The 21,975-nt window shown below is 58.6% G+C and carries 23 protein-coding genes; 4 read left to right on the top strand and 19 right to left on the bottom strand.

The genetic code is table 11. From position 1 onward, the window contains the following. Positions 1-162: 162 nt before the first annotated feature. From ACWAT4_RS40525 to ACWAT4_RS40480, 10 genes are all read right to left on the bottom strand, one after another. Entirely contained in the window at positions 163-339 is a 177-nt protein-coding gene (locus ACWAT4_RS40525) for a hypothetical protein (RefSeq protein ID WP_232995585.1), read from the bottom strand. Between the two features lie 310 nt (positions 340-649). Beyond that, a complete protein-coding gene (locus tag ACWAT4_RS40520; protein WP_232995649.1) occupies positions 650-1,381 on the bottom strand; it encodes an enoyl-CoA hydratase/isomerase family protein in 732 nt (243 codons plus the stop codon). Positions 1,382-1,422: 41 nt separating this feature from the next. Further along, positions 1,423-1,998 (bottom strand): cysteine dioxygenase family protein, encoded by a 576-nt coding sequence (locus tag ACWAT4_RS40515; RefSeq protein ID WP_164933837.1) that lies wholly within the window; start codon positions 1,996-1,998, stop codon positions 1,423-1,425. A 1-nt stretch (position 1,999) separates the two neighbouring features. Next, positions 2,000-3,190: a CaiB/BaiF CoA transferase family protein gene (locus ACWAT4_RS40510; RefSeq protein ID WP_128929657.1), complete on the bottom strand. Its 1,191-nt coding sequence runs from the start codon at positions 3,188-3,190 to the stop codon at positions 2,000-2,002. Between the two features lie 73 nt (positions 3,191-3,263). Next, positions 3,264-4,670 carry an MmgE/PrpD family protein gene (locus ACWAT4_RS40505; RefSeq protein WP_128929658.1) on the bottom strand — a complete coding sequence of 469 codons (1,407 nt, stop codon included), beginning with the start codon at positions 4,668-4,670 and terminating at the stop codon, positions 3,264-3,266. Positions 4,671-4,710: 40 nt separating this feature from the next. After that, a complete protein-coding gene (locus ACWAT4_RS40500; RefSeq protein ID WP_128929659.1) occupies positions 4,711-5,817 on the bottom strand; it encodes an ABC transporter substrate-binding protein in 1,107 nt (368 codons plus the stop codon). Between the two features lie 19 nt (positions 5,818-5,836). Beyond that, entirely contained in the window at positions 5,837-6,655 is an 819-nt protein-coding gene (locus ACWAT4_RS40495; RefSeq protein ID WP_164933836.1) for an ABC transporter permease, read from the bottom strand. A 40-nt stretch (positions 6,656-6,695) separates the two neighbouring features. Beyond that, complete coding sequence (locus tag ACWAT4_RS40490; protein WP_164933835.1) at positions 6,696-7,502, bottom strand: ABC transporter ATP-binding protein; 807 nt, start codon at positions 7,500-7,502, stop codon at positions 6,696-6,698. 16 nt (positions 7,503-7,518) lie between these two features. Further along, positions 7,519-8,151: a thiamine pyrophosphate-dependent enzyme gene (locus ACWAT4_RS40485; protein WP_206733166.1), complete on the bottom strand. Its 633-nt coding sequence runs from the start codon at positions 8,149-8,151 to the stop codon at positions 7,519-7,521. Between the two features lie 5 nt (positions 8,152-8,156). Beyond that, the gene (locus tag ACWAT4_RS40480; RefSeq protein WP_232995587.1) at positions 8,157-8,714 is read right to left on the bottom strand and encodes a phosphonopyruvate decarboxylase; all 558 of its coding nucleotides are present in this window, start codon (positions 8,712-8,714) and stop codon (positions 8,157-8,159) included. Between the two features lie 292 nt (positions 8,715-9,006). Here ACWAT4_RS40480 and ACWAT4_RS40475 point away from each other — a divergent pair, with 292 nt between their 5' ends. Next, the gene (locus tag ACWAT4_RS40475; RefSeq protein ID WP_128929662.1) at positions 9,007-10,455 is read left to right on the top strand and encodes an aldehyde dehydrogenase; all 1,449 of its coding nucleotides are present in this window, start codon (positions 9,007-9,009) and stop codon (positions 10,453-10,455) included. Between the two features lie 153 nt (positions 10,456-10,608). Further along, positions 10,609-11,868, top strand: a complete 1,260-nt coding sequence (locus ACWAT4_RS40470; RefSeq protein WP_128929663.1) for a Glu/Leu/Phe/Val family dehydrogenase — start codon at positions 10,609-10,611, stop codon at positions 11,866-11,868. Positions 11,869-12,066: 198 nt separating this feature from the next. Here ACWAT4_RS40470 and ACWAT4_RS40465 read toward each other — a convergent pair whose 3' ends face one another. After that, positions 12,067-13,002, bottom strand: a complete 936-nt coding sequence (locus tag ACWAT4_RS40465; protein WP_128929664.1) for a LysR substrate-binding domain-containing protein — start codon at positions 13,000-13,002, stop codon at positions 12,067-12,069. 92 nt (positions 13,003-13,094) lie between these two features. Between ACWAT4_RS40465 and ACWAT4_RS40460 the strand changes: the two genes are divergently transcribed. Next, positions 13,095-13,943 carry an HTD2 family dehydratase gene (locus tag ACWAT4_RS40460; RefSeq protein ID WP_128929665.1) on the top strand — a complete coding sequence of 283 codons (849 nt, stop codon included), beginning with the start codon at positions 13,095-13,097 and terminating at the stop codon, positions 13,941-13,943. Positions 13,944-13,956: 13 nt separating this feature from the next. Next, on the top strand, positions 13,957-15,108 hold the full coding sequence (locus ACWAT4_RS40455) for a CaiB/BaiF CoA transferase family protein (RefSeq protein ID WP_128929666.1): 1,152 nt from the start codon (positions 13,957-13,959) through the stop codon (positions 15,106-15,108). Positions 15,109-15,245: 137 nt separating this feature from the next. On the opposite strand, the gene ACWAT4_RS40450 is transcribed toward ACWAT4_RS40455, so the two are convergent. From ACWAT4_RS40450 to ACWAT4_RS40415, 8 genes are all read right to left on the bottom strand, one after another. After that, the gene (locus tag ACWAT4_RS40450) at positions 15,246-16,610 is read right to left on the bottom strand and encodes an acetyl-CoA carboxylase biotin carboxylase subunit (RefSeq protein WP_128929667.1); all 1,365 of its coding nucleotides are present in this window, start codon (positions 16,608-16,610) and stop codon (positions 15,246-15,248) included. Further along, positions 16,610-17,377: a LamB/YcsF family protein gene (locus tag ACWAT4_RS40445; protein ID WP_128929668.1), complete on the bottom strand. Its 768-nt coding sequence runs from the start codon at positions 17,375-17,377 to the stop codon at positions 16,610-16,612. The genes ACWAT4_RS40450 and ACWAT4_RS40445 overlap by 1 nt, the downstream gene beginning before the upstream one ends. A 28-nt stretch (positions 17,378-17,405) precedes the next feature. Next, positions 17,406-17,819 (bottom strand): acetyl-CoA carboxylase biotin carboxyl carrier protein, encoded by a 414-nt coding sequence (locus ACWAT4_RS40440; RefSeq protein WP_128929669.1) that lies wholly within the window; start codon positions 17,817-17,819, stop codon positions 17,406-17,408. After that, entirely contained in the window at positions 17,816-18,820 is a 1,005-nt protein-coding gene (locus ACWAT4_RS40435) for a 5-oxoprolinase subunit C family protein (RefSeq protein WP_128929670.1), read from the bottom strand. Before ACWAT4_RS40435 ends, ACWAT4_RS40440 begins: the two co-directional genes overlap by 4 nt. Further along, a complete protein-coding gene (locus ACWAT4_RS40430) occupies positions 18,817-19,521 on the bottom strand; it encodes a 5-oxoprolinase subunit B family protein (protein ID WP_128929671.1) in 705 nt (234 codons plus the stop codon). The genes ACWAT4_RS40435 and ACWAT4_RS40430 overlap by 4 nt, the downstream gene beginning before the upstream one ends. Next, positions 19,518-19,994 (bottom strand): acetyl-CoA carboxylase biotin carboxyl carrier protein, encoded by a 477-nt coding sequence (locus tag ACWAT4_RS40425; RefSeq protein ID WP_164933834.1) that lies wholly within the window; start codon positions 19,992-19,994, stop codon positions 19,518-19,520. Before ACWAT4_RS40425 ends, ACWAT4_RS40430 begins: the two co-directional genes overlap by 4 nt. Before the next feature lie 257 nt (positions 19,995-20,251). Continuing rightward, positions 20,252-21,052 carry an ABC transporter permease gene (locus ACWAT4_RS40420; protein ID WP_128929673.1) on the bottom strand — a complete coding sequence of 267 codons (801 nt, stop codon included), beginning with the start codon at positions 21,050-21,052 and terminating at the stop codon, positions 20,252-20,254. Positions 21,053-21,061: 9 nt separating this feature from the next. Continuing rightward, complete coding sequence (locus tag ACWAT4_RS40415; protein WP_206733165.1) at positions 21,062-21,958, bottom strand: ABC transporter permease; 897 nt, start codon at positions 21,956-21,958, stop codon at positions 21,062-21,064. Between the last annotated feature and the right edge of the window lie 17 nt (positions 21,959-21,975).

Raw genomic sequence — 21,975 nt, 5'->3', positions numbered from 1 at the left:
ATATATGACGAATTGGTTTACTTGACAACAGCCTGAGCAGCTCCATTTGGGTCCGGAAGCCGGACATTTCTTCGACGCTCGACGAGACATCGCGCAGCTCTAGCTCGGCCCTGATCACCGGCGTGACCTCGATCCTGACCTGCGCGGCGCCTCTCTGGACGGTCAGCTTGATGACAATCTTTCACCGGCGCTGACGACTTCCGTCACCCGTGCTGCCGGCAATCCTTTCCTGATGGCCGCCGCCATGCGCTCCATCGCCGCATCGATCGGGGCCAGAGATTTGGGGCGCGGAACCACCGGCAGATAGGTGTGGTCGATATCCACCGACAGGCGCGGCATGTCGCGGTGGAAAGGATTGATGGCGGCGCCGTCCTCGAGCGCAAAAGTAGGCTCCGCCGCGACGAATATTTGCTAAATGTAAGCTACTCAAAGACGCCTGGGTCCGTCGACGATCTTGTGTGTGATGAGACCAAACAAGCGGAGTAGGCCGGCAAGCAATATCTCGTCAGATTGTCAGACGTCGCAGCTACCATCTCAAAAGAAGCGATGGTGACCGACCGGACGAAACGTTTCGAAGGTCAAATTGTGGCCGGCCCGAGGTAACATCGTTCACGCTGATTGTTCGGCGAGGTTAGATCACGATCCTATATCAAGGTGACGTGACGGGCCAGATCGATTGGCTTGCCGTTCGGTATGATGCTATTCTTTCCTTTAGGCCGACCTGCGAAGCGGACGCGATGAGCCTCAGCATGTCGAAGCCGTCACCCGTTTCTCCGCGAACGCTGCGAGCACTCGCTGCAGCCATCCAAATCGATTGATGCGTCGAACTATCTAGCCGACAGGCGCGAGCGGTCTCGCTAGACACTGCCCTTTCGATGTCTTCGTAGCCAATTTGTTTCATAGCCAAGCCGGATTCCAGCGCGGATTGCGCATCGACCGTCGCCCCTCCCATGATCCATTCCGCGGCCGTCGCGGCGCCGACGATCTCGGCGAGCCTTGAGGTACCCAAGACAAGGCCGAAATTCGCTCCCGGAAAGACGAACGACGACCCCGGTAGGATCCAACGGATGGCACAGGCGCAGAACAGGTCGGCCCCGGCTCCGATCGCTCGCCCTCGGGCTATTGCCAACGTCGGGAAAGGTGCATTCTTGATCGCCTGGAGACAATATTCGATACGGACGAATCTTGCCAATAGCGTATCGTCTGTTTCCTCCTGGAGTCGCGACAGATCAAAGCCAGTGCAGAAGTTGCGCCCACTCGACTCGACGATCATAAGCCTGGCGCACGATCTTCGTGCCTCCTCTACCTCGCGCGTGAGGGCCGCGATCAAACCTGGGTTCAAGGCGTTGCCTACTTCCGGTCGGTTCAGGCGCAATCGCACGACACCGTCGGCGCGACCGACGAAAAGGTCTTCCGTCCCACTCACTGCGCTGGCGCCCAGAGGTTGGGAGTGAGAGCATTGGAATAACCCGAGACAAACTCTTGGGTCTCACCGAGATCTTTGAAGACATGACGTCGGATTCTCCCGATATTCCCACCGTAGCAGTGGATACTAATGGACACGCGGTCATCGAACGCATTTCGCACTTGATGAATGTCGCCAACCGCTTCCGACACGATTTCCACGTCGCCTGGCTCCAGTCGCTCGGAACCACCGATCGGGTCCATCCCATAGGCCGTCCGGCCGTACCTCTGGTTGATCTCGGATCCTCGCAACATGCCGATGACACCCCACACGGAATGGTCATGGACCGGCGTCTGCTGGCCCGGTCCCCAAACGAAGCTCACGACCGAAAAGCGATCAAGAGGGTCTCCATATAGCAGATGTTGCTGATAGAATTTGGGATCGGACAGCGCCATCGTCTCAGGCAACCAGTCATCCGTTGACACAAGCTCGCTCATCGCCTTCCTGACGCGCGAAACGACTATGACTTCGTCCTGAACGTTTTCGACACAGCGTGTCACCTCGGCCACAAATGCAAGCAGCTTTTGGCTCACCTCAGTCCTCCGACCTTGTTGAAACTCGGTTGAGGTCCGGCTGCCTGCGGCTGTAGGCGTCACGGAACTCCTTTGTATGTTCACCCAGCAGGGGCGGTCGGCTCCGGATTTCAAAGCTTTCGCCGCCGAACTTCAGGGGCGATGCGAAAGTCTGCGTCGTTCGTCCACCCGGCAACTGGAGTTCTTTGATCCATCCCATGTGGCGCGTCTGAGGATCTCCAAGGGCCGCGTCGTAGCTATTAATCCTTGCATGAGGCACACGAGCCTTCGCGAAGGCTCCGATCCAGTAATCGACCGGCTGGGTTTCGAATACGGCCTCCAGCAGCTCCTTGAGGGAGTGCTGGTTCGAAGCCCTGTCAGCGGTGGTAAGGAAACGCCCATCGGTGACGAGATAGTCGCGTCCGACGACACGACAGACCTCGCGCCACAGTCCGTCGTTGCCAGCCGCAATCGCGAAGAAGCCGTCCGCCGCTCGATAAGCCTGGTAGGGCGCATTACGCGGGTGGGCGGATCCCAATCTGCGGGGGAGCAGACCAGTCCCGAAAAATTCACTTGTCTGTAACGCGGCTATACCCAACGTGCAGCCAAACATCGGAACGTCTATGTGAGCGCCGTTGCCCCCCGCCCGAACCCGCACCAGAGCGGAGGTCACGGCAAAAGCGGCGTATAGACCCGACGCAAAATCCGAGATCGGAACTCCGCATTTGACCGGCGCTCCATCGCTTTCGCCCGTTACGCTCATCACGCCAGCAGCGGCCTGAATGGTGAGATCAAACCCACCTTCGTCGGCTCGAGGTCCGGTTTGACCATATGCGGATATCGAGCAGTAGATAAGATCCGGCCTCTCCGCGGCGAATTGCGGATAACCGAGCCCCAAGCGCTCCATCACGCCGGGACGATTGTTCTCGATCAGCACGTCGGCATCGAGCACAAGCCGCCGCGCAATGTCATTGTCCTCATCATTCTTGAGATCCAGGACGATCGATTTCTTGTTGCGATTGAGTGAGGCAAAGTTCTCGCTAAATCCTTCTGTCAACGGCGGCCATTGGCGTAAGCCATCTCCATTTGGCGGTTCGACCTTGATGACGCTCGCTCCCATATCCGAGAGCAGCATGGACGCGAAAGGCCCCGCTGCCGTCGAGCAGAATTCGACTACGCTAACCTGATCCAGGGGAAGTGGCTTCGACGACATATTTTTTTCCGGTCGCAGTCGTTCTGCGCTGAATGGATCACGTGAGGCCGGATGCGTGGTCTTCCGGCCGCACTCACGCGAAGCTCGAAGTGCGGAAAGCGTGGTTTGCCTTTGCTCCGAATCGCAGCAAACCGGTGAACCGGGACAGATGCCCTTCGCTCTCGATATTGTTGATGGCCTCGAAGAGCCTATCGGAGGATACCTTGTCCAATCTAGATTTGCAGCAATCGTCGAATTTTGCTTTGCGGTCGTCGAGGCTAAACGGGTATTTGAGGGTACCGACCGGAAGATCCCGCGACCGTTCCAGCGACCGGCCATTCTTCAACTTGACGGTAATGACATGAGGACGCATTAGGTCGACGTTCTTCTGCTCCTCCGCAGGATCGTAGCAACTGACGGTTGTCAGTCCGAAAAGTCGACGGTATTTTTCCTGCTTGACGGATTGCGGCGTGAAGTGACTGAGCTTCGGAGCACCGTCGACAAGAGCCACGGCCATGCAATATTGCATAGAGAATCTAGCCTCCATTTCGGAGACTGGATTTGTGTACATCAGATTTCGCGAGTTACCGTATCCAATTAGCGTGTTGATGCTTTCGACCTCGTCGGCCTCGAACTTCTCTTGCGCCCTTAGCTCGAAGAACGCGTCTAGAACCCGGTGCGTCGAGGCGCAACACGGATAGCGTTTGAACATGAGACCGCGAGACTCCGCCGTCATCGGCGCGCCCAGTTTCTCGATGTTTTTTCCCCAGCCAGCCGGTCCTTTGCCGCCGAACAATTCGAGAAAGCCCATCCCTCCTTCAAGCGCATTCAGCCGTCCCTCGACGCCGGCCGCGGCCAATTGGGCCGCCTCGATGGCGTGCTGAGCGGCAAGCCCGGCGTGCAGAGGCTTTGCCATGCTGCCAAACTGGACCTTGCACCCAGACGCCATACTCGTCCCGAGGCTGAGCGCATGCGCGAAGCGCCTGGCATCCAGCTTGAGAAGCCGCGCGCAGGCGCCGGCGGCTCCGATGCACCCGATCGTCGAAGTGGAGTGCCAACCAAAATCGTAGTGGCTACGCATCACACCGCTGCCGACCGCGAATTGGAGCTCTAGACCGACCAAATAGGCATCGATTAATTCGGCGCCCGAGGATCCCGCTTGCTCGCCAAGCGCCATGAGGGCCGAGACGAGAACCGAACTGGCGTGATTGACGCCCGGAAGGAACGTATCGTCATAGTCCAATGCATGGCCGGCCGTTCCATTTGCGAGCGCCGCCAGCTGCGGCAACACGGCCTTCTCCTCTCCGACGACCGTGCCAGGACCGGCACTATCGGAGGCGTACACCATCTTGCGGACGTTAGAGGCGCCGAGATCGTTGGATCCCGCTATGATGCAGGCAATTACGTCTTCAACAGCGTGCCGAGCGACGTCTCGCGCTGCCCTTGAATGTTCGAAGGGCGCTTCGGACCCCCACTTTGCAAGATGCTCGATGACCGTCATTGAATATTCTCCTCTCTCGGTGTCCAGTTGTCGATTTCCTCTATTGCGGTTTCCAAGCGCGGGCCTGCGCCCGGAGCTCAGCGGGATCGAAACCGCCACAATCGTTCTTGAACCGTTGGTCCGCGTACTTTGATATTTCCATCCGCTCCGGAAGGATTCCGTTCTCGTACAGCTTGTCGACGGTGTGCTGAACGGTCGGCAGTTCCTGGTAGCCGATGATGCCACCGGCTCCTCTGTGGTTCACGACGTCGAGCTTGGCTCTCAGGATGACCTCGCCTTCCCGGACCGCTTCATCAAGTGGTTTGTTCGATGGGAGCTGGCCAGGATAGACCTTAAAGTGATTGCGCACGGTCCCTTCGATGTTTCCTTCGGCGAAGAAGAACGATTCGTAGAGCGCACGGCACAGGCCTGCGACCACCTTCGGATGCTTTTCGATTTCACTGCGGGTGACAACCATACCGACCATACCAACGAGATCGTTCAGCGGGGACGGCACGTCTCTCATCTTCACGCCGAGGAGATTTCCGATCACCGCGTTCGGGCTATCGAACCCCGCGAAAGCCTGGATCTTGCCGCTTTTCAAAGCGTCCGCCGCTGGTGCTCCGAGACCGACCGGCAGGAAGGTCACGTCCTTGTCGGGATCGAGGCCGGCTTCCTTGAGGATAGCCTTGCCATACGGATAGGCCGCCGTGCCAAAACTACCGACTCCAATAACTTTACCTTTCAGGTCTAAGGGACCCTTCACCGGACTATCGGGGGGCACAATCACCCGGAGAGAATTGCCGGGGTCGAACGAGACGATAACAAGGTTCGGGTCTTGACGGGCGAGCGGCAAGAAGGACGCTAACGCCACCAAAGTATAGAATGCATTGCCGTTGCTTACGGCCTGCACCGCAGCCGTCGCGCCAGCGGTAGGTTGAAACTTGACCGTCACCCCCGCGTACTTCTCCGGCAACTTCAAGGTGGGCTGGAGCGATGAGTAAGGCGCGGACCCGATGCTCAATGCTGTATCCGAGGATGCGAAGGTCACTTCCTTCAGACTCTCGGCTTGCGTCGCACCACAGACGAAGACGGACAGATTGGCTGCAACCGCCAAACAACCTACTAAACGCAAGGACTTCCTCCATTCAATCGTGCCGAAAGGCATTGCGTGCCCATACCTGCAATCAGCCCCACGCCATTGACTGAAGAGCTCGGGTCACCGTCCTGACGATGCTTCTAAGGCTTATGCCGATTGCGGCCGTGAGAGCGAGGACCGCATAAACGGCCGCTATGTCGCCCGTGAACGACTTTTGTTGAATGACCTGCCCCAGACCTGCGGCTCCGCCGACCAGTTCGGCAGCGATTGCTCCGAGCAAAGCCAGCACGATGGCCACATCGAGAGAAGGCACGATGAAAGCCATCGCGAAGGGCAGCCTCAATTTGCGAAGTTCTTGTAGCCGCGTCGCCTTCATCGATCGCAGCAGATCGATCATGTCCGAGTTCACTTCAGTGAATCCGGCAAGTGTAGCGGTGAATACCGGAAAGAAGGCGAGTAGAGCCGAAATGATGACCTTCGGTCCTATGCCGTATCCGAACCAGGCTATCAGCAAGGGAGCGATAGCGATCTTCGGGAACGTCTGAACAGCAATGACGTAGGGATAGCCGGCACGCCGCAGGAGCCCCGAATATGCGAACGTCGCCCCCAGAGTGATGGCGACGACCGTTCCAAACAGGAAGCCAAGTACGGTTTCGTTGAATGTCACGAGGATGTCGTTCAGGAAGCGTCCGCCGACCACGCCTTCGTAGAGCGCGCCCGCTACCAGAGCTGGGCTCGGGAGGATCAGAGCGGACACAAGTCGATATTGGGACGAGAGTTGCCAGATAGCGAGAAGCAGCAGCGCAATGCCGAGCGCTAGCAGTGCTGCTCCGAATTTTCGGCCCCCCTCTAGGATCGAGGGGACTGAGCCGATCTCGGATTCGCTTCTCACGGCCTGGCTGGACACTTGCATTCTCCGTTTACAACATCGAACGATAGGTCCCGAGTCACAAATGAAGCCTATCGAAGGCATCCCGGGCTCTCGCCACCTCCCGGAAAAATTCTTGCTTCTTCCGGAGTGAGGCGTCCCTCACAGCGGGAAAGCCCTGCGCTTCGATGATGCTGTCTAAGCGCCCGGGTCTTGGGGCCATCACTCCGATGCGATCAGACAGAAAGACCGCTTCGGATATGTTGTGCGTGACGAAGATGATGGTCTTTTGCGCGCTCTTTTGCAGACCCATCAGTTCATCGTTCAGGCGCTCACGCGTGAATTCGTCGAGCGCGCTGAAGGGCTCGTCCATGGCCAGGATTTCGGGATCTGTGATCAACGCCCGAGCTATCGCCGCTCGTTGTTGCATGCCGCCGGATAACTCGTCTGGCGAGCGATTTTTGAAAGCGGCAATTCCCATCATCTCAAGCAGGCGATCGGCCCGCGATCTCGCCTCTTGCATCGAGCATGATTTCGTCACCTCGACGGGAAGGAGAAGATTCTGAAGAACCGTTCGCCAGGGTAGAAGCGTGGACTTCTGGAAGACCATACCGATCCGTGAATCCGGTCCGGTCACTTGCGTGCCATTTATGAAAACGCCACCTGTCGTGGGGGTGGTGAGGCCGGCGATGATGCGGAGCAAGGTTGTCTTGCCGCATCCCGACGGTCCGATGAAGCTGAAGAACTCGCCCTTCCGGATCGTGAGGGAAAGCGGCTTGAGCGCCACGGTCTGTTCCGAAGCGCCGAGCGCGAAGATCTTCGATACATCGCGAACGTCGATGCCGGTAGCCGACGGCGCGGCGTCTTCGCTGCGTGCCGTCGGCACTTCGCGCCTCTTCGACTCAGCCGCCCGCACGAGCTGCATCCGCCAAAGCAGCCTTGAAACGGACGCGGCACACGGCCGGATCCAGAGTTCGCTTAAACTTCGGCGGATCGGTGGGCTTGACCCGCATCAAGATGAAGACGGCATCTTCAGATTCCCGCAGCAACTTGCTGCCTTTCGGTAGCTCGGCTGCTGTACCGATAGTCAGGGTGCGCCTGATGCCGGACCCGACGGCGATCTTCTCAAGGTCTACGCCCAAACTCGTATGGCTGCGCTGGTAGCCGGTTTCGCCGTAGTGACCGTTGTCGACACAAACGATTCTCAAGTTGGGAGGATTGCGGACGCCGATGGTGGCCAGGGACCCGACGTTCATCAGCAACTCTCCGTCACCGCAAAAGGCGATGACGGTACGATCGGGACGAGCGAGAGCGAGACCCAACCCCATCATCGTCGCCGCCCCCATGGCCCCTCCGAGACCATAGGCGGACGGACCATCGTTCACCAGCGAAGTCACATCGCGCGCGGTGCCAGCCAAGCCCGCGATGAACAGGAACTCCTTGTGACCTCCCACTAACGCTGGAACGGCCTCACGTCGATCAAGGACGTAGCGCTCGTCGAACTCCGGATTGCCAACATTTGCTTTCATGATCATGCCCCCTAGAACGCCTTCGCGCCGATGAGTTTTTGAGTGAGGAGGACCGCAACTGCCTCGCCGCCTTGGAAGGCCATCGTGATGGCAGCCGAGACGACAGGCACGACGTCCTCAGGCCGGTCTACACGCAGACATCGAACCGACATCGCTTCCAGGACCGGCTCGACGGCCCTCCCCATCGGCATCTGCCAGGGATTACCCTCGCCGAAATCTCCGCGCATACTCAGGAGCGTCAAGAAAGGGAAGCGTCCGCCCGCTATCAGGGAGAGAAGGTTGACGCAATTACCCGCGCCGCTGCTCTGCATAAGCAGCACGCCACGGGCGCCGCCCAACTCGGCACCCGCCATCATCGCGACACCTTCTTCTTCGGTTGTAAGCGCGATCGACTCGACCTCGGCATCTGCGAGCGACTCGTTGATGAGAACGGTGTGGCCGGCATCCGGGACGTAGGCAAACTGCGTGAAGTTGTTTCGTCGGAGCAGGTCGTACAACTCATATTGCCAGCCCGCCCGGGCGGCTTCCTTCGCCTTAACGCGGCTCTCTGCGTGCACAGCTGCTGACAATGAACGATCCTCCTTGTATCTCCGACCAACCCGGCAACCGGGACGACGTCGTAGTGATTGCTACGATCAGTGAGCCGGAGACGTCAAGGCGAGATCGACAGCCGGTCGCTTCCCGCGCTGCACCAAACCACGGCCGTCGCGACAAATTTACTCGAAGTCCCCGAAGCTTACGCGCAGGACAAGCCTCCTCTTTCATTTTGATCATACTTCCATAACAGCTGCTGTCGTTGCCCATGCTGCTACCTCGATCTATTGAGCTGCTTGTTGCGAACGCTCAAACGGAGGAGATGGAATGCAGCACTTCGAGATGGTGATCGGAGGAAAAAAGCGCGCGTCAAAGAGCCAACGGCGATTGGAAACACAGAACCCTTTTACATCAGAGACCTGGGCGACTGTCCCGCAAGCCGATGCTTCCGACGTGAACGACGCAGTCGACTCCGCACACAGGTCATTCGTCGAAGGACCTTGGCCTCGGCTGACCGGAAAGCAGCGAGGGGTTATTCTTCACCGGGTTGGAGATCTCGTGCTGAAGAACATCGAGAGCCTGGCGCGATGGGAGATCCGCGACAACGGAAAGACTATTTCCGAAATGCGGACCCAAATGCAGACGATGGCGCAGTGGTATCACTACTACGCCGGCCTTGCCGACAAGGTCCACAGCTCCGTTATCCCCGTCGATCCGGAGAATTATTTCAACTACACACGATACGAGCCGATCGGCGTCGTCGCCGCGATCACTCCGTGGAATTCGCCGTTGAGACTTCTTTCCTGGAAGATTGCCCCGGCCCTCGCCGCCGGCAACACGGTGGTCGTCAAGCCATCAGAATTCACATCCACATCGACACTGTTGTTCGTGGATCTGCTCGAAGAGGCTGGAGTGCCGCCCGGCGTCGTGAATGTTCTTACCGGCTACGGCTCCGAGATCGGACCCGCGCTGGTCCAGCACCCACTAGTCGCCAAGATCTCCTTCACTGGTGGTGTCGACGCCGGTCGCAAAGTCTACGAGCTCGCCGCTCGCCACCTCAAACCGGTAGCCCTGGAACTGGGCGGGAAATCGCCTAACATCATTTTCGAGGACGCCGATCTGGATGCTGCGGCAGCCGGTGCCGTCGGAGGTATTTTCTCCTCGACCGGGCAAACATGTGTCGCGGGCTCCCGCCTACTCGTTCAAGAGACGGTGCTTGAACAGATCCTTGAAAAGCTGGTCCGGCGTGGAAGCGGCATGCGGCTGGGCGACCCGTTGGATCCAGCGACCGACATCGGCCCTGTCGCGACGGAACAGCAATTCCGCAAGATACTTTCGATGATTGACACAGCCAGCTCGGAGGGCGCGCGGCTAGTGCTTGGCGGCAAGCGATCCCACGCCCCGGAATGCGGCAAGGGATGGTTCGTCGAACCGACGATCTATGCCGATGTGAAGAACACGATGACGATTTCCCAGCAGGAAGTCTTTGGTCCCGTTCTTTCTGTTATCGCGTTCAAGGATGAAGAGGATGCGATCCGCACGGCTAATGCGACCAACTTCGGCTTAGCCGGGGGATTCTGGACCAAGGACGTAAGTCGCGCTCACCGCGTCGCAGCCCGACTCCAGGCCGGAACGGTCTGGATCAACATGTATCGGAAGACTGATCCTGCCGTTCCCTTTGGTGGTTACAAGACATCCGGCTTGGGGCGTGAAAGTGGGATCGACGCGATGAAGGATTTCCTTCAGACGAAGAGCGTGTGGCTCCGATTGCAGTAGACATCCCGCTGCTATTTCGGGCCTGCGTGCTTGCACGCCCGCAAGTTCTCACGTGATCGCCGGCGCTGCGAGACAGCCGCGCGTCCTCCATCCGCTCGCGGGCGCTTAGTCGATTGCTCCCGGGCCGTCGCTTATTGATAAATCGGAGCCAAAATGAGCATCTATAGTGGGCCCGTCTTCGAGATGGCTTCACGACAGTTCACCGTGATTGCCGATCATCTGGCAATTCCCATCGACGAACGCAGCCGCTTGCTTCTTCCCAAGCGCGCCATCTCGGTTTCTTGCCCCATCCATTGTGATGACGGGTCGATCTCCGTATTCGAGGGCTATCGAGTCCAGCATCACCTTACACTCGGGCCGACCAAGGGAGGAACGCGCTTTGCCGCTAGTGTTGATATCGGCGAAGTCGCCGCCCTCGCGATTTGGATGAGCTGGAAATGCGCACTGGTCGGACTACCCTATGGCGGCGCGAAGGGCGGTATTCGTGTCGATCCAGCGAAGATTTCCCACCGAGAGCTTGAGGCGCTCTCGCGCCGCTATATGCAGGAGATGATTCCGTTCGTGGGTCCGCACGTCGACGTCATGGCTCCCGATATGGGCACCAACGAGCAAGTGATGGCGTGGTTCATGGACACGTATTCCATGTACCAGGGGCGTACCGTAACGGAGATCGTAACCGGCAAGCCTGTTGGCGCGGGAGGCACCTTAGGGCGTCGGGAGGCGACAGGACGCGGCGTCGCCCATCTGGCCAAACGAGTTTTGAAGGATCTGTCGATCGACTGGTCGACGGCGACCGCGGTGGTTCAAGGCTTCGGCAACGTCGGCTCGTACGCGGCACTGGAGTTGAGCAGGAGCGGCGTCAAGATAGTAGGTGTCGGCGACCACACGGGCGCATTTTACGACCGTGCAGGCCTCAACGTCACACAGTTGATCCGTCATGCGGCGAGGCACGGAAGTCTGTCTGATTATCACGAAGCGCCCCGTCTCGATCCAGCCGAGCTCCTGCAGCTTCCTTGCGACGTCCTTGTGCCAGCAGCCATGGAGCGGGTGATCGATGATCGCGTGGCGCGGGATCTGCGATGTCGCGTGCTTGCTGAGGGCGCCAACGGCCCGACCACTCCGGAGGCTGATCTGGTCCTAGAGAGGCGCCGCAACGAGATATTCCTCATACCGGATATTCTCTGTAACTCGGGCGGCGTGATCGTGAGTTATTTCGAGTGGCTTCAAGACCTCCAGCAATTGTTCTGGGAAGAAGAAGAGGTTATGCGGAGGGAATATCAGATCCTCGATCGCGCATTCAACGATATGGTTACCCGCGCCGCTCGTGACAACGTCTCTCATCGAACCGCCGCCATGGCCATAGGTGTCGAACGAGTGCGGGCAGCGAAAACGACCCGAGGGCTTTTCCCATAATAAGCTCACCATTCTTCGCTAACGGCGAGCGGCACTCTGCCCATCCTCATCTCACGAAAATGCCGAGACCTTTGAAGGCCTCGGCGAGTCAGGGAGGAAACGCCTCATGCGAGGCCGAGATCTAAAGCGCACGCGGCGAACTCTTTGTAAACTCGTTTCTGCCGAAAGCCGCCCTCGCGGTGGGCGAACACTGGCTGATTATGTCCGCAGGGGGCCGGCATCTCCGCCGATTTCGGCGAATCGAGACCTAGTAGACCTCGCTATGTCCGCTATTAGTCTCTGCACCAGATCTGATACGGGACGATCGACCGGGAGGCAGACCACAAGATTGCGTTGGGCCCAGTTATCCGACAACTCGACAGCCCGCGCTCCTGCGTCCTTCACCGAAGAAGAGATGACGCTTACTGGGACGACGGCAACGCCGGCGCCCGCAGCCACCATGCGGCAAACACTTTCAAACCCTCGCAAACGTATGCGGATGACCAGCTCTCGACCGAGCCTTCGCGCATGATCGGCGAGATATGTCTGAATGGATGCCTGCTCATCTAGGCCGATGAAGTGCTCGTTCAACACCTCGGCGAACCCTATTGAGGTGTAGTCGGCGAGCCAATGCCCCGGAGGAACCAGTACGACAAGGCGGTCCACTCCGAATGGCTCCGTTCGCAGCCCTTCAAACTGCGCATTCTCGGCGGCAATTCCGAGGTCTGCTTCACCCGCTCTTACCGCCACCGCGATGAGATCCGACGTCTGCTCCTGGAGATCGACCGTCACGTCGGGATGCCGGGCGAGATAGCTCGCCAAGACATCCGGAAGGAAGCTTGCGATGGCATTCGAATTGGCCCGCATCCGTATCAGGCCCCGTTCGCGCTTTCTCCACGATCGGACCGCCCCGCTCAGCCGCTCTGCCTGCATAAGTATGCTGCGGGCGTGCCCGGCGAACTCCAGTCCCGCTGAGGTCGGTCGTGTCCCTTTGACCGTACGCTCGAACAACTGCAGGCCAGCCCGCTCCTCTAGCGATTTCATGCGTTCGGACAGCGCAGAAACAGAGAGGTTGGCATGTCTGGCTGCCGCGGCAAGCCCACCTCTGTCCACGACGAGCACAAGCAGCCGCAGATCCACCAGATCGAAATGCATGCCTTTCTCCAACTCCGAATGCTGTTGCTGGATAATACGACTGTTGGTCCACCAGCGATATCCAATAGGTTCGACCAGAACGAGAGGTCTAGATGGTTGACGGACACGACTACCAGGAATGGATCGGGCGCACAGTAACCCAGGAAGACATGGTGACAGCCAGTCCGATTGAGCGTCTGGATGCGACCCTCGAAACCGACCACCAGCTCTATTCAACGGGGGTTGCGCTGCCTCCGCTGGCCCACTGGTTGTATTTTCTACCTAACGAACGGCAATCGACATTAGGGCCTGACGGGCATCCCAAGCGCGGGGGCTTTCTTCCTCCCATCCATGACCTTCCCCGGCGGATGTGGGCGGGCAGCAGGCTCACCTTTAAGAGCCCGCTGCGCGTGGGCATGCATGTCAAGCGGACATCGACGATCGAAAGCGTGACGTCCAAACAAGGTACGACCGGCCCTCTGGTGTTCGTCACGGTAGGGCACGCCGTCCACGACGAGAACGGCCATCTACTTCTGACGGACCATCACGACATTGTCTATCGAGATGTCACAGCGCCCGCCGACAGAGCGAGATCAACTGCACCGAAAGGACCATGGCATCGCAGCATCGTGCCGGATACCGTCATGCTGTTTCGCTATTCGGCTCTCACGTTCAACGGCCATCGTATTCACTATGACCGAACGTACGTCTTTGCGGTGGAAGGTTATCCAGGCCTGATCGTCCATGGTCCGCTCATTGCTACTCTCCTGATCGATCTCGTTAGGCGCAGTCTCCCTTCCTCAGTGGTGGTGAAGGCATATTCCTTCCGCGCGGTGTCGCCGCTTTTCGACGGCAGCGAACTTCATCTGAATGGCAGTCCGCCGGACGAAACCGGAAAAATCCTGCTGTGGGCCACGAACGATCGGGACGAGCTTATCATGAAGGCGGAAGCTACAATCTAAGGTCGGAGGTGTCGTGACGCGGCCACTGGACGGGGTATTGGTCATCGCAATCGAGCAGGCAATCGCGGCTCCCTATTGCACGCGTCAGCTTGCCGACCTCGGCGCCCGAGTCATAAAGATCGAACGGCCCGATGGTGGCGACTTTGCTCGGGCCTATGATACGCGTGCGCGTGGTCTTGCCAGTCATTTCGTCTGGACCAATCGGTCGAAAGAGAGCGTCACCTTCGACCTGAAACGGCCGGGAGCGTTGGAAGCCGTGCAACGGCTCATCGCGCACGCAGACGTGTTTGTGCAAAATCTTGCTCCAGGGGCAGCTGCCCGCCTAGGGCTCGCCGATGGCGTGCTGCGCTCCACATACAAGCAGCTGATTACTTGCAACATATCTGGATACGGTCCGAATGGGCCGTGGGAGAAGCGCAAAGCATACGATCTACTGATTCAGGCGGAGGCCGGCTTTTTGTCAACGACCGGCACGCCGGACGCCGTTGCAAAGGCCGGCATCTCGATTGCTGACATCGCTGCGGGCACAATGGCTTTTCAGGGCATTTTGGCCTGCTTGCTGCGTCGAGCCAAAAGCGGACAGGGCGATCATGTCGAAGTCTCGATGCTGGAGGCCATGGTGGAATGGATGGGATATCCGCTTTACTATGCGATGGACGGAGCACAACCTCCGGCTCGGGCGGGAGCTGGCCATGCCACGATCTTCCCATATGGGCCCTACGAAACTGCTGATGGCATGGTACTTTTCGGACTTCAAAATGATCGCGAGTGGGCCGCGTTCACGACGATCGTCTTACAACGGCCCGAGTGGGCCAGCGAAGCACGCTTTAAGGGCAATGCGGGCCGGATGAAAGAGCGAGCTGAGATCGATGCCGTCATCTGTGACACGTTCCGCAAGCTGCCGTCGAACGAAGCCATCTCGCGCCTCGAGACCGCCGGGATCGGTACGGCTCGCGTGAATGACATGTCCGCCGTGTGGGATCATCCGCAACTGCGCAGCCGCAAGCGCTGGGCTTATATCGAAACCCCGGCGGGCCCGATGCCATCTTTGCGACCAATTAGCGGTGAGTCCTGGCAGCCGCGTATGGACCCGGTGCCGTCCCTCGGACAACATACCGAGGCCGTCTTGAAGGAATTCGGTCTGACCGAGTTCCGCGAGAGCTGATATCTTCCTGGGACCCGAGCCCGAAGTCATCGACTCGATCGGACGCGATCTCGCACTGCACGAATTCGCCCAAGGCTGCCCGCCTTTGATGCGTGCTCGATTGCACATTAGGTTCGACGGGCCGTCGCCTATCACGCTCACCGTCGATCGGACGAGGCGCGCCGTCGAAGGATGTCTTCCAAGGAGTGGATGCTAAGGCGCGCGTCCCGAAAGGACGCGTCCTTCAATACCACCGAGTGAAGCTCGGTGTTCAACCGGATACCCTCTGCGCGCAGGTCTGCCAAGGCCGAAAGCATGCGCTCGATACACTCCGAACGATCCTCGCCCCTAGCGATCACCTTGGCTATCAAGGAGTCGTAGTGTGAAGGGACTTCCGAACCTGCCACGATATGGGTATCGACCCGAATTCCCGGTCCGCCCGGAGCCAGCCAGCTCTCAACACGACCAGGAGAAGGAATGCCGTCGAAAGGATGTTCCGCATTGATCCGGCACTCAATAGCATGGCCTCTGCAGGTGACCTCGGATTGACGAAGTCCGAGCGGCTCGCCCAATGCCACCCGAATCTGCTCGCGCACGATATCGATGCCGCTGGTTTCCTCGGTTATTGGATGTTCGACCTGTATGCGCGTATTCATCTCGATGAAAGCGAATATCCCGTCCTGGTAGAGAAATTCGAAGGTGCCTACGCCGCGATAGCCGATCGCCCGGCAAGCGGCTACACAGCGCTCCCCAAGTTCGGCGATATTGGCCTCAGGCACGCCTGGCGGCGGCGCCTCTTCAATTAATTTCTGGTGGCGGCGCTGCATCGAGCAGTCGCGGGCGCCGAGCCATACTCCCTCGCCTCCCCCATCGCAGATGACCTGGATCTCGACGTGCCTCGGGTGCTCCAAAAATTTCTCCAGGTAGATCGTCGGATTGGCAAATGCCCGCCTCGCCTCCTCCCGCGTGGCTCCGATCGCTTGGTGGAGACTTGCGCTGTCTCGTACGATCCGCATGCCGCGACCGCCGCCGCCGCCCGCCGCCTTAATGATAAGAGGGTACCCAACCTCGGTCGCACACGCTTGGCAGAGCTGCGGATCATCGGGAAGCGCGCCATGACTTCCCGCAACGCAAGGCACGCCGAGCTCGCGCATTTTCGCCTTCGCGGCGATCTTATCCCCCATTAGCCGGACAACATCGGAGGTCGGACCAATGAAGATGAGCCCAGCGCCTTCGACCGCTTCCGCGAAGTCTCCGTTCTCCGACAAGAACCCGTATCCGGGGTGAATTGCGTCGGCACCAACGGCGGCTGCTGCGAGCATCACCGCCCCAATATCCAGATAGCTCGTATCTGCCGCCGCGCCGCCGATGCAGACCGCTCGATCGGCAAGAGCAAGGTAAGCCGCCCCTCGATCTGCCTCGGAGCAGACAGCGATTGTTCGCAGCCCCAGCGTCCGACACGCGCGAATGATCCGGAGCGCTATCTCGCCTCGATTAGCGATCAATATGGACCGCACCGACATTACGCCGCAAGCTCCGTTAGCGGAACGATACGTCCTCCGCCGTCTTCGACCACCGTCCTTACGGCTCTCGCGATTTCCACAGCGCCCGGAGTATCGCTATGGACCAGGACACATTTTGCGTCGACCTTGATCCGCTTTCCCGACACGGACGTGATAGTCCCGTCATCGAGGAACTGGCTCATTCTCCTCGCAACCTCGGTCAGATCGGTGATAAGTGCGCCCGGATGTCGCCGATTAACCAAGCGAGCCTCGTCGTCGTATGCCCGGTCAGCAAAGATCTTGCCTACCACCCGCAATCCGAGCGACTTCGCGAATGTGCCTGCGTGACTCTTGACCGAAGCCGCGATGATCAGATCCCTGTCGAACGCCGCGAACACTTCGAGAATCTTCTCGATATATTCCTTGTTTTCCTGTGCCATCTGGCCCAGGGCGCCATGGGTCCCCGCGTGGGTAACCTTGTAGCCATTGACCTTCGCGATAGCAGAAAGCGCACCCAGTTGATAAAGCGCATGCTTCTGCATGTCACGCGGATCGATCTTCATCGGGATACGCCCGAAACCGAGTATGTCCGGCAGCCCGACATGTGCGCCGAGAGCTACGCCGTTCTCTTTCGCTGCCTCGACCATGCGCGTCATGATGACCGCATCGCCCGCGTGAAAGCCGCAAGCGACGTTCGCTGATGAGACCAGCTTCATCAGCGCCTCGTCGTCTCCCATCCTCCAACGGCCAAGGCCTTCGCCAAGATCAGAATTGAGATCAATCTCCATGGGTGCTCCTTTCGGCAGGACCTTCGTTTCAGCCCGATGCCATTATGCGGTATAGCGTCGTTCCGTATTCGACGTCGCTCTCACTGCGGCAGACCTGCTCGATCACACGACCGGCGACGGGCGCGATCACCGGCCTGAAGATTGGTCCGATAGCGATCACCCCGAGCAAGTCACCTTCTTGAACGTGATCTCCTACGGTCGTCGCCTCTCCCAACGGGTGTCTATTCGAGAACCTACCCACAGCAGGAGCCCGAACGAACGTGGCTGCGTCGGTCCGCTCGACGCCAGCCAGCTCTAGCGCTCTCGTCCCCACCATTTTGCGGTTGTGCCGGCCCAGAGAGAGGCGGATCGAACTCTCTCCGCGTTGCGCCTCCAACTCTTTCACGCCTGCCCGTTTCATTTGGGCGATCAACTCCGCTAATTCCCAAGACTCGATGCTCATGGGAGCTTCGCTCGCGGGGAACACCTACAAAACTTTGCCAACCGTCGGATCTCCTCGATGTAGCTGCGCGTCACCCTCTCGACATCGCGAGCTTCGGCGAAGCTGCACCGAACGAAGTGAAGACACTGGCCTGGCCTTGCTTGCCCAATCCGCCAAAGATCGGGCTCGATGACGACACCAATCTTCGGGTAACCGCCCGCAGAGTTACCGTCCGCCAGTTGTATCACCGGATCACCGGAAGGCGGCACCTGAATGACGCCAGGTACGATCGGGTGCGACCTCATTTCCACGTCATGCGTCCGGCACAGTGTCGCGCCCGTAAGATGATAGCCCATCCGGCTGCTTTTCGTGGAAATCGTCCAAGGTGTGGTCCAAAAGGCGGTTTTGGAGGATTCGTCGAACAGGTCGTACTCCGATGCCGTAATGACGCGGAGGATGACTCCCCCCGGGCTGCTGCCCGCCCACGTCGCCGACGGCAGCTCAGACAAGGCTGGACTGGCGCCATATCCTCCTAAATCCCGCAGAGTGACCGGAGCGGCGTGCCCTACCTCCAATTGGTCTCCGGCCTTAAGCGAGCGCCCTTCAAAGCCGCCGAAGCCATCGCGCAGCTGCGTACTGCGAGATCCGAGTATTACGGGAACTTCGACGCCACCGGCGATCGCCAAATACGTCCGCAAACCGTCCACCGGCTCGGACACCACAAGCTTTTGGCCGCCGCGAGCCGGCGTCACCCACCAAGGAAGTACCGCCACGCCATCGAGCTTTGCACGAGCTGTCGCGCCTGTAAGCACAAAAAGAGTGTCAGAATGAAACTTCACCGCGAACGGATACAATTGCAGTTCGATGGCGGCCGCGTTCTCCTCGTTTCCCAAAAGCGCATTGGCCGCCGCCAAGGCCACGTGATCCATCGCCCCGGATCGTCCAATCCCAAATCCTCGAAAGCCGACACGGCCGTCATCCTGCACGGAGTTGAGCGGCGGAGTCTGAACAACCTCAATCATCTCTCTATGCGCTCCACGCGGAAGCGAATTCGATCACCGACATCGAGAAGATTTGGCGGATTGCGACTTAGATCAAACGGCACCGGCGCCTCCGGTACGTGCCCGATGACGTACCAGCCGGTCGGAAACGTCGGTGGCCCACCGGCGCCGCGAGGATTTCCAAGATTTGATTGCCCGCCCCCGATCGTCACATTTCCCCCAAACGGACGCACCACGGGCACCTTTCTTCGAGGTGTGAAGAGACGTGGGTCTAAACCGAAGAGATAGCCGAATCCCGGCGTCGTGGAGGGCGCGAACACGACATATTCCGGAGTGGAATGCAGCTTTACGACGGTCTCCGGATCGATACCGTGATGAGCAGCCAGTTCACCAAGGTCCATGCCGCGATCGCCTCCATAAACGACACCAACCTCAAGAAGCTTCCCTTGTGGACCGCCCGGTTCAACTTTCCTCCAGCTCTCCAGAAGTCTCGATGCAAGTGCTTCCGGATCGGCCTTCGAAGAGTCGAACAGGACGAGAAGATTATTCATACCGACTTGAGTATCGACAACCACGTCCCATTGACCGACCTGCTTGCTAAGAGTCCAGATACGCTCCTGTGTGGGTAGACACATCGGCCCCTCCGCATCGAACAAGAGCGCCGCACTTCCGCACAAGCTCACCTGCGGGTTTGCAAACTCTATCGGCCTGGAAGGCTTCATGTCGCTTCGCCATCGCTACTGGTATTGCTATTGCACTTCACCTTGAACAATGGCCGTTCGGCCTGCACTTCCACTCCGTTTTCCACCAATATTTGCTCGATTACACCGGCTGTCGGAGCGAGCAGTGGAGTGAAGAGCTTCATCGCTTCGATGATGCCGACCTGCTGACCTGTGGAGATCCGGCTTCCAACTACTACGAAAGGTTCGGCACCCGGCGCGGGCGCGCGATGGAAAATGCCCTGCATTGAAGCGCAGACGAACGACGTCGTTTCGTCGACGGCTTCGTTCGACACGGTCGCATCAACTGGCGGATCGGAAGGCGCCGCCCCATGCATTTCCTGCCTACCCTGTGCGGCCGCAAACATCGTGATCTTTACGCGCAAGTCTCCGTCGGATGCTTCCAGCTCCTCGACCCCTGATCCATGCATCAAGCCAATGAGCTTTGAGATCATCTTGAAGTCTTCGCTTTTCATGGCTCCTTTTCGTCTCCAAGACTCATCTTCTTGCGTCGCAAACGTCGAAGCCATTCAGCCATCGATCCTCGATGGAGCTGCGTGCCAGCCATATGCTGGGCAACACTAAAAACAGTTCGCCAAAACAACGCCAATAACAAAAGTACCTACTTTCATGCATATGATGCATATAGCCCCGGCTGACGGCAGCTTCTTTTTTCCGCCGTCAAGCACCTCCTGTCGGAAGAGACCGGACGCCTTCTACACAGCAGCCGTTGCTATCGCCGGCCTGGCCCTCCCTCGGCCTCAGCAAACGCCTCCAAGCCAACCAACCTCTGCACAGCGATCAGTACAAAGACGGTTGCTCCGATCAACATCGTCGAAATTGCCGATATAATCGGACTTGCGTCCTCCTGTATCGCGGCAAAAATCTTGACTGGCAGAGTTGTGGCGTCGGGTCCGATTAGGAAGAGCGTCACGGTCGACTCGTCGAACGAAATGATAAAACTGAAGATGAGTGCCGTGACAATGCCCGGCCGCATCAGTGGAAGAATAACCTTGAAGAACATCACGACGGGCGTCGCGCCCAGATTCATCGCCGCCTCCTCGACATCCTTCTCAAGGCTCCGCATGTTGTTCAGGATCGGTCGATAAGCGAAGGGTAACGCTAGGATTGTATGGGCCAGCACAATGCCGCTATACGTTCCATTCCAGCCGAGCGATCCGATCACGGTCAGCATCACGACACCCATTGCGGCGTGCGGCAATACCAGCGGCACCAAAATCATGAACTCGAATGATGCGCGGCCCCAAAAATGGCGGCGCGCGGTCACCAATGCGGTTGTCAGCGCTAGGGCAGTGCTCGCCACCGCGACAACAAAAGCAATGACGACGCTGTCGGCCGCCGTTAAAATCCACTCGTCGCTACTGAAGAATTGACTGTACCACTTCAGTGAAGGCTGGCTGAGCGGAACTTCGATGAATCCCGACTCGAAGAATGAGGACAGCACCACGACCACAATCGGTGCGAGCAAAAAGGCGAGCACTAGGACGGCGACTATGCGGCAAGCGACTTTCATCCTACCTCCCTAAGAGGCCGCACTTTTCTTCGCACGAGCCTCGAGTAGCTGCAGAGGCAGCACGACCGCCAGGGCAGCGACGCAAAGAATCATCGCTAGCGCCGCGGCCTTCGGAAAATTGAAGAGTTGAAAGACATCTTGATAAATTTGCGCACCAAGCATCTTGTCACGCATGCTGCCGAGCAACAGAGGAGTGACCACCGATCCCATTGACATCAGAAACACGATGATGCTGCCCGTCACGATCCCAGGAAAGCTCAACGGCAACAGTACCCTGCGGAACGTTTCAAACGGTCCCGCGCCGAGACTGGCTGCCGCCTCCTCCAGTGATTTGTCCAGCCGGATCAGAACTGTCACTATCGCAAGGATCATGAAGGGTGAGAATACATGAACCAGCCCGATCACGATGGCGGTCGGACTGAACAGGATTTCTAATGGACCCGCGATCAGGCCTGATGACATCAACGCCTGGCTAATGACCCCTTTCTTGCCCAGGATCACTATCCAGCCGTACGTTCGCACGACGACGCTTACCAACCAGGGCATCATCAGAATGATGAGAAAGATGTCGCGCCTTCCCGGATATCGCGCGATCCAGTAGGCAGTGGGATAGCTTATCAGGAGCGAAATCGAGGTCGTGAGACCGGCCAACCAAATCGTTCGATAAAGAGTCTCAATGTAATCTTTACGCGCCAAGACTGCCTGGTATTGCGCGAAGCTCAATTCGTTGTTCGACGTGAACGAGCCGACCACGAGTGAGATGACACCGATCGCCAGAAGCATCAACGGTACGCTAGTTGGAACGAGAAGAAGAAATTGGGAGTCGACTTTTACCGGCCGCGCCTTGAACAACATTCCGCTGCCGCTGTGCCGCCGGGTCGTCCTCTCAGTTCCGACATCCGTCATTGACCCGCCGCTTTCCA

Source organism: Bradyrhizobium sp. T-1 (assembly GCF_053592855.1).
This window is presented reverse-complemented; position numbering and strand designations above follow the sequence as displayed.

What these genes read in the sequence shown, in the direction of transcription:
- ACWAT4_RS40525 (WP_232995585.1), bottom strand. Translation starts at nt 339, where the DNA reads ATGCCGCGCCTGTCGGTGGATATCGACCACACCTATCTGCCGGTGGTT.
- ACWAT4_RS40510 (WP_128929657.1), bottom strand. Translation starts at nt 3,190, where the DNA reads ATGTCGTCGAAGCCACTTCCCCTGGATCAGGTTAGCGTAGTCGAATTC.
- ACWAT4_RS40505 (WP_128929658.1), bottom strand. Translation starts at nt 4,670, where the DNA reads ATGACGGTCATCGAGCATCTTGCAAAGTGGGGGTCCGAAGCGCCCTTC.
- ACWAT4_RS40500 (WP_128929659.1), bottom strand. Translation starts at nt 5,817, where the DNA reads ATGCCTTTCGGCACGATTGAATGGAGGAAGTCCTTGCGTTTAGTAGGT.
- ACWAT4_RS40485 (WP_206733166.1), bottom strand. Translation starts at nt 8,151, where the DNA reads ATGATCATGAAAGCAAATGTTGGCAATCCGGAGTTCGACGAGCGCTAC.
- ACWAT4_RS40475 (WP_128929662.1), top strand. Translation starts at nt 9,007, where the DNA reads ATGCAGCACTTCGAGATGGTGATCGGAGGAAAAAAGCGCGCGTCAAAG.
- ACWAT4_RS40470 (WP_128929663.1), top strand. Translation starts at nt 10,609, where the DNA reads ATGAGCATCTATAGTGGGCCCGTCTTCGAGATGGCTTCACGACAGTTC.
- ACWAT4_RS40465 (WP_128929664.1), bottom strand. Translation starts at nt 13,002, where the DNA reads ATGCATTTCGATCTGGTGGATCTGCGGCTGCTTGTGCTCGTCGTGGAC.
- ACWAT4_RS40460 (WP_128929665.1), top strand. Translation starts at nt 13,095, where the DNA reads ATGGTTGACGGACACGACTACCAGGAATGGATCGGGCGCACAGTAACC.
- ACWAT4_RS40450 (WP_128929667.1), bottom strand. Translation starts at nt 16,610, where the DNA reads ATGTCGGTGCGGTCCATATTGATCGCTAATCGAGGCGAGATAGCGCTC.
- ACWAT4_RS40445 (WP_128929668.1), bottom strand. Translation starts at nt 17,377, where the DNA reads ATGGAGATTGATCTCAATTCTGATCTTGGCGAAGGCCTTGGCCGTTGG.
- ACWAT4_RS40440 (WP_128929669.1), bottom strand. Translation starts at nt 17,819, where the DNA reads ATGAGCATCGAGTCTTGGGAATTAGCGGAGTTGATCGCCCAAATGAAA.
- ACWAT4_RS40435 (WP_128929670.1), bottom strand. Translation starts at nt 18,820, where the DNA reads ATGATTGAGGTTGTTCAGACTCCGCCGCTCAACTCCGTGCAGGATGAC.
- ACWAT4_RS40430 (WP_128929671.1), bottom strand. Translation starts at nt 19,521, where the DNA reads ATGAAGCCTTCCAGGCCGATAGAGTTTGCAAACCCGCAGGTGAGCTTG.
- ACWAT4_RS40425 (WP_164933834.1), bottom strand. Translation starts at nt 19,994, where the DNA reads ATGAAAAGCGAAGACTTCAAGATGATCTCAAAGCTCATTGGCTTGATG.
- ACWAT4_RS40420 (WP_128929673.1), bottom strand. Translation starts at nt 21,052, where the DNA reads ATGAAAGTCGCTTGCCGCATAGTCGCCGTCCTAGTGCTCGCCTTTTTG.
- ACWAT4_RS40415 (WP_206733165.1), bottom strand. Translation starts at nt 21,958, where the DNA reads ATGACGGATGTCGGAACTGAGAGGACGACCCGGCGGCACAGCGGCAGC.